Annotated in this window: 4 protein-coding genes; all 4 read left to right on the forward strand. The window is 69.8% G+C overall.

The window, feature by feature from the left end; translation table 11 throughout:
• Window positions 1–688, forward strand: a 688-nt coding sequence (locus KJ554_10175) for a hypothetical protein (protein MBU0742702.1), incomplete at its 5' end; no start/stop codon positions are given.
• A 19-nt stretch (window positions 689–707) separates the two neighbouring features.
• Window positions 708–1,361, forward strand: a complete 654-nt coding sequence (locus KJ554_10180; GenBank protein MBU0742703.1) for an OmpA family protein — start codon at window positions 708–710, stop codon at window positions 1,359–1,361.
• Between the two features lie 21 nt (window positions 1,362–1,382).
• Window positions 1,383–2,840, forward strand: coding sequence for an aminoacyl-histidine dipeptidase (locus tag KJ554_10185; protein ID MBU0742704.1), 1,458 nt, complete (start codon window positions 1,383–1,385; stop codon window positions 2,838–2,840).
• A gap of 162 nt (window positions 2,841–3,002) precedes the next feature.
• On the forward strand, window positions 3,003–3,962 hold a 960-nt coding region (locus tag KJ554_10190), incomplete at its 3' end, for an Hpt domain-containing protein (GenBank protein ID MBU0742705.1).

Here is a 3,962-nt window from a genome sequence, read left to right on the forward strand (position 1 = left end):
CGGCGCGGCGGTGGCGGTGACCCTGTCCCAGGCGGAACCCGTCTGGCGCGTCGACGTGCCCGTGGTGATCGAGACGCCGGCCGGACCGGTCGAGCGCGTCGTGACTATGGACGGCCCGGAAGTGTCCGTATCCATCGAGGCGCCCGGCGCGACGGCGGTTCACATCGACCCCGACTACCATGTGTTCCGCCGCCTGCATCCGCAGGAGATCGAACCGACCCTCAACCTGGTCCTGGGCGACCCGGAGCCGCGCTTCGTGTTGCCGCAGGGGCCGCTCGCCGCGGCGGGGCGCGCCTTCGCCGGGGACTGGCTCGAGGGCGGCGAGCCGGTGCTCGTGGCCGCCAATGCGCCGGCCGACGGGCACGCCCGCATCCTGCTCGACCCGGATGAGGCGACGCTGGCGGCGCTGCTGCCGGCCGATGCCGTCGTCAGCGGCGACCTGCTTTTCCTGGCGGGGCAGCGGCACGACCTGAAGGAAGTCGACGCGGTGCTGGCCGCCGCGTCCCCGGACGAGCCCGGCGTGACCTGGCTGGTGGTGATCTGCCGGTCGGCGCCGCGGCTCGAACGGCTGGCCGGACGTCTCAGCCATTACGGCAAGTACTCGCATCTGGTGCTCCCGGCGCGCGGCCGGGTGCTCAAGGGGAACTGGCCCGTCGCGCAGTCGCCGTTGAGCGCGGAACTGCGCTGACCGAACGAGGGGATCCGACATGAAGACCAAGCTGACCGTCATCGTCCTGCCCCTGATGATCCTGGCCGCGGCCCTGACCGGCTGCGGCACCAGCAAGGCCCAGCGCGGCGTCCTGATCGGCGGGGCCGCGGGAGCGGCGGCGGGCGCCGCCGTGAGCGACGACGACACCAAGGGCGCCGCCATCGGCGGCGCGGCCGGCGCCCTGATCGGCGGCCTGATCGGCAACTACCTGGACCAGCAGGCCAAGGAGCTCGAGCGGATCGAGGGCGCCGACGTGACCCGCGAGGGCGACCAGCTCATGGTCACCTTCGACAGCGCCATCCTGTTCGACGTGGACTCGTCGGCCCTGCGCGCCGCGTCGGTGGACCTGGTGCAGAGGATGGCCGACGTGCTGGCCCGCTATCAGGAGACCGACATCCTGGTCATGGGCCATACCGACAGCACGGGGCCCGAGGAATACAACATGCGGCTGAGCGAGCGCCGCGCCGAATCCGTGGGCGCCGCCCTGCGGACCCACGGCGTGACGGCGTCGCGCATCCGGGCCCGCGGCTACGGCGAGAACTCGCCCGTGGCCGACAACGCAACCATACCCGGCCGGCAGCAGAACCGCCGCGTCGAGGTCGACATTCGCGTCAACGAGGAGTTCCGCGCGCGCGCCGCGGGGCAGGGCTAACCCACGACCCGGGGGGAACCGGTGAGCAAGTACGAAACGCTCCAGCCTAAATCCGTCTGGCAGATCTTCGCCGAACTGTCCAGGGTACCGCGCGGCTCCGGCAACGAGACCGCCGTCATCGACATGCTCAAGGCCTGGGCCGACGCACGGGGCCTGAAGTGGCGCGACGACGCCGTGGGCAACCTGCTGGTGGAGATCCCCGGCAGCAAGGGCCGGGAGAGGGCGGCGCCCGTGCTGGTCCAGGGGCACGTGGACATGGTCTGCGAGAAGAACAGCGGCACGAAGCACGACTTCGGGACCGATCCCATCAAGCTGGTCGTCAAGGGCGGCTGGGTCGAGGCCGACGGCACGACCCTGGGCGCCGACAACGGCATCGGCGTGGCCATGGGCCTGGCCGTGGCGCTGGAGAAGGGCCTGAAGCATCCACCCCTGGAGATCCTGCTGACCGTCGACGAGGAGCGCGGGCTGACCGGCGCGGCCGGCGTGCGAGCCGGCTTCTTCAAGTCGCGGCGGATGATCAACCTCGATTCCGAGGAGGATGCGGCCCTGTTCGTCGGCTGCGCCGGCGGCCGCGATTCGGACATCGTCGTCAAGAACAAGAAGGTGAAGCTCGGCAAGGGGCTCGTGGGCCGCAGGGTGTCGGTCAAGGGGCTCAAGGGCGGCCATTCGGGCCTGGACATCCACAAGCACCGCGGCAACGCCATCAAGATCCTCACGCGCGTTCTGCTGGCCGCCCACGGCGAGGTGCCGTTCAAGCTGGTCGACATCGACGGCGGCAGCATGCGCAACGCCATCCCCCGCGAGGCCGAGGCGCGGGTGGCCGTCCCCGAGGGCGAGGCCCGCCGGTTCAAGAAGCTCGTGGACGCCGCCGCCGCGCGCATCAAGTCCGAGGAACTGGCCGGCACCGACGAGGGCCTGGTCGTCAAGGTGGGCGGCGCCAGGGTCGCGCACTCGCTCGGCGGCAACTGCACCCTGCGCACCCTGCACCTGCTGGACGCCCTGCCCAACGGCGTGCTCGGCATGAGCACGGCCATCGCCGGCCTCGTGGAGTCCAGTTCCAACGTGGGCGTCGTCAAGACCGACGGCGCGCAGGTCAGGATCATCTGCTGCAGCCGGTCGTCGAACATGTCGGAGCTGGACGGGCTGGTGGCCCGCCACCGCAGCGTCGTCGCCCTGCTGGGCGATCGGGCCGCGATCGCGCAGCCGGAGGGCTATCCCGGCTGGCAGCCCAACCCCCGGTCCACCCTGGTCCGCACCACGGCCGGGATGTACAAGAGGCTGTTCAAGACCGAGCCGGTCCTCACGGCGATCCACGCCGGACTGGAATGCGGCCTGCTGACCGAGAAGTACCCCGGCCTGGACATCGTCTCCTTCGGACCGGACATCACCGGCGCCCATTCGCCCGACGAGCGCGTCAGCATCGAGAGCGTGGGCAAGATCTGGAAGCTGTTCACGGCGGTTCTGGCCGATCTCGACTGACCCGCCTCCGATTCGCCCAGGAAGGCCGCGGCGCCCTGCCGCGGCCTTTTCTGTTGGCACGGGAGTTGCTGATTGTGGGGCGTGGGATTCGGAGTGTCTGCCTTCAACTGATTGCAATCGAATCTTATACGGGGTAGACACCCCGTTCGCGTCGAGGAGCGGATGAACCATGAGTGGGTGTTCGTCATCCAGATCGAGAACAGGGGCGCTCAGGTGAAGGATAACGGGGACAAGACCGTCGCCATGCGCGGACCGCCGGTCACCGTCACGCCCGGCGGGGACAGCCGGCTCGTCGACGATGAGATCGTCGCCGAGTTCGTCTCGCGCCAGAAGGATCTCCTCGAATACCTCGAGAATCTCGTGCTCGACATCGAAGTCAACCAGACCGACGCCGACCTGCCCGACCTCATGCGCTTCTTCCACACCCTCAAGGGCGAGTCGGCCCTGCTGGGCATGGAGGGGATTTCGCGGCTGGCCCACGTCACCGAGGACATGCTGCAGAGGGATCACCTCGCCGATTGCGTGGACCGCATCCTCGGCGTGAAGGACTGGCTCGCCCTCGAGTTCGCGCGCATGACCGGCGAGGACGAAGGGCCCGGCCCCGTGGGCGACATGATCGATGCGCTCGAACACGGCCCGCGCGCCGCCGCCGCCGCGCCGCCGGACCGCGACCCGGACGCGCATTACGACCTGAACCTGCTCGAGCTTGACGTGGACATGCTCCACGACTTCATCGCCGAGGCCGGCGAGCATCTGGACGCGGCGGAAGGCCGCCTGCTGACTCTCGAGGCCGATCCCGGGGACGAGGAGGCGATCAACGCCGTCTTCCGCTGCTTCCATACCATCAAGGGCGTGGCCGGCTTCGTGGAGATGGAGCACATCAAGGTGCTCGCCCACAAGGCGGAGAACCTGCTCGCCCGCGCCCGCAAGGGCGAGTTGCGGCTGCAGGGCATTCCCATGGATCTGACCTTCGCGTCGGTGGACATGCTCAAGCGACTCTGCGAGGACGTGACCGCCGGCATGGCCGGCGACGGGCGTCTGTCGCGCCGGGACGAGCTGTCGGCGCTGATAGAGCGGCTGAGCGCCGCCTGCGGCGAAACAGGCGTCGCGGAGGGCGCGGCA

It is taken from the genome of bacterium, assembly GCA_018814885.1.
GTDB lineage: Bacteria > Krumholzibacteriota > Krumholzibacteriia > LZORAL124-64-63 > LZORAL124-64-63 > JAHIYU01.

Excerpts from the sequence above, each read along its gene's own strand:
- KJ554_10180 (MBU0742703.1), top strand. The coding sequence starts at position 708 with ATGAAGACCAAGCTGACCGTCATCGTCCTGCCCCTGATGATCCTGGCC.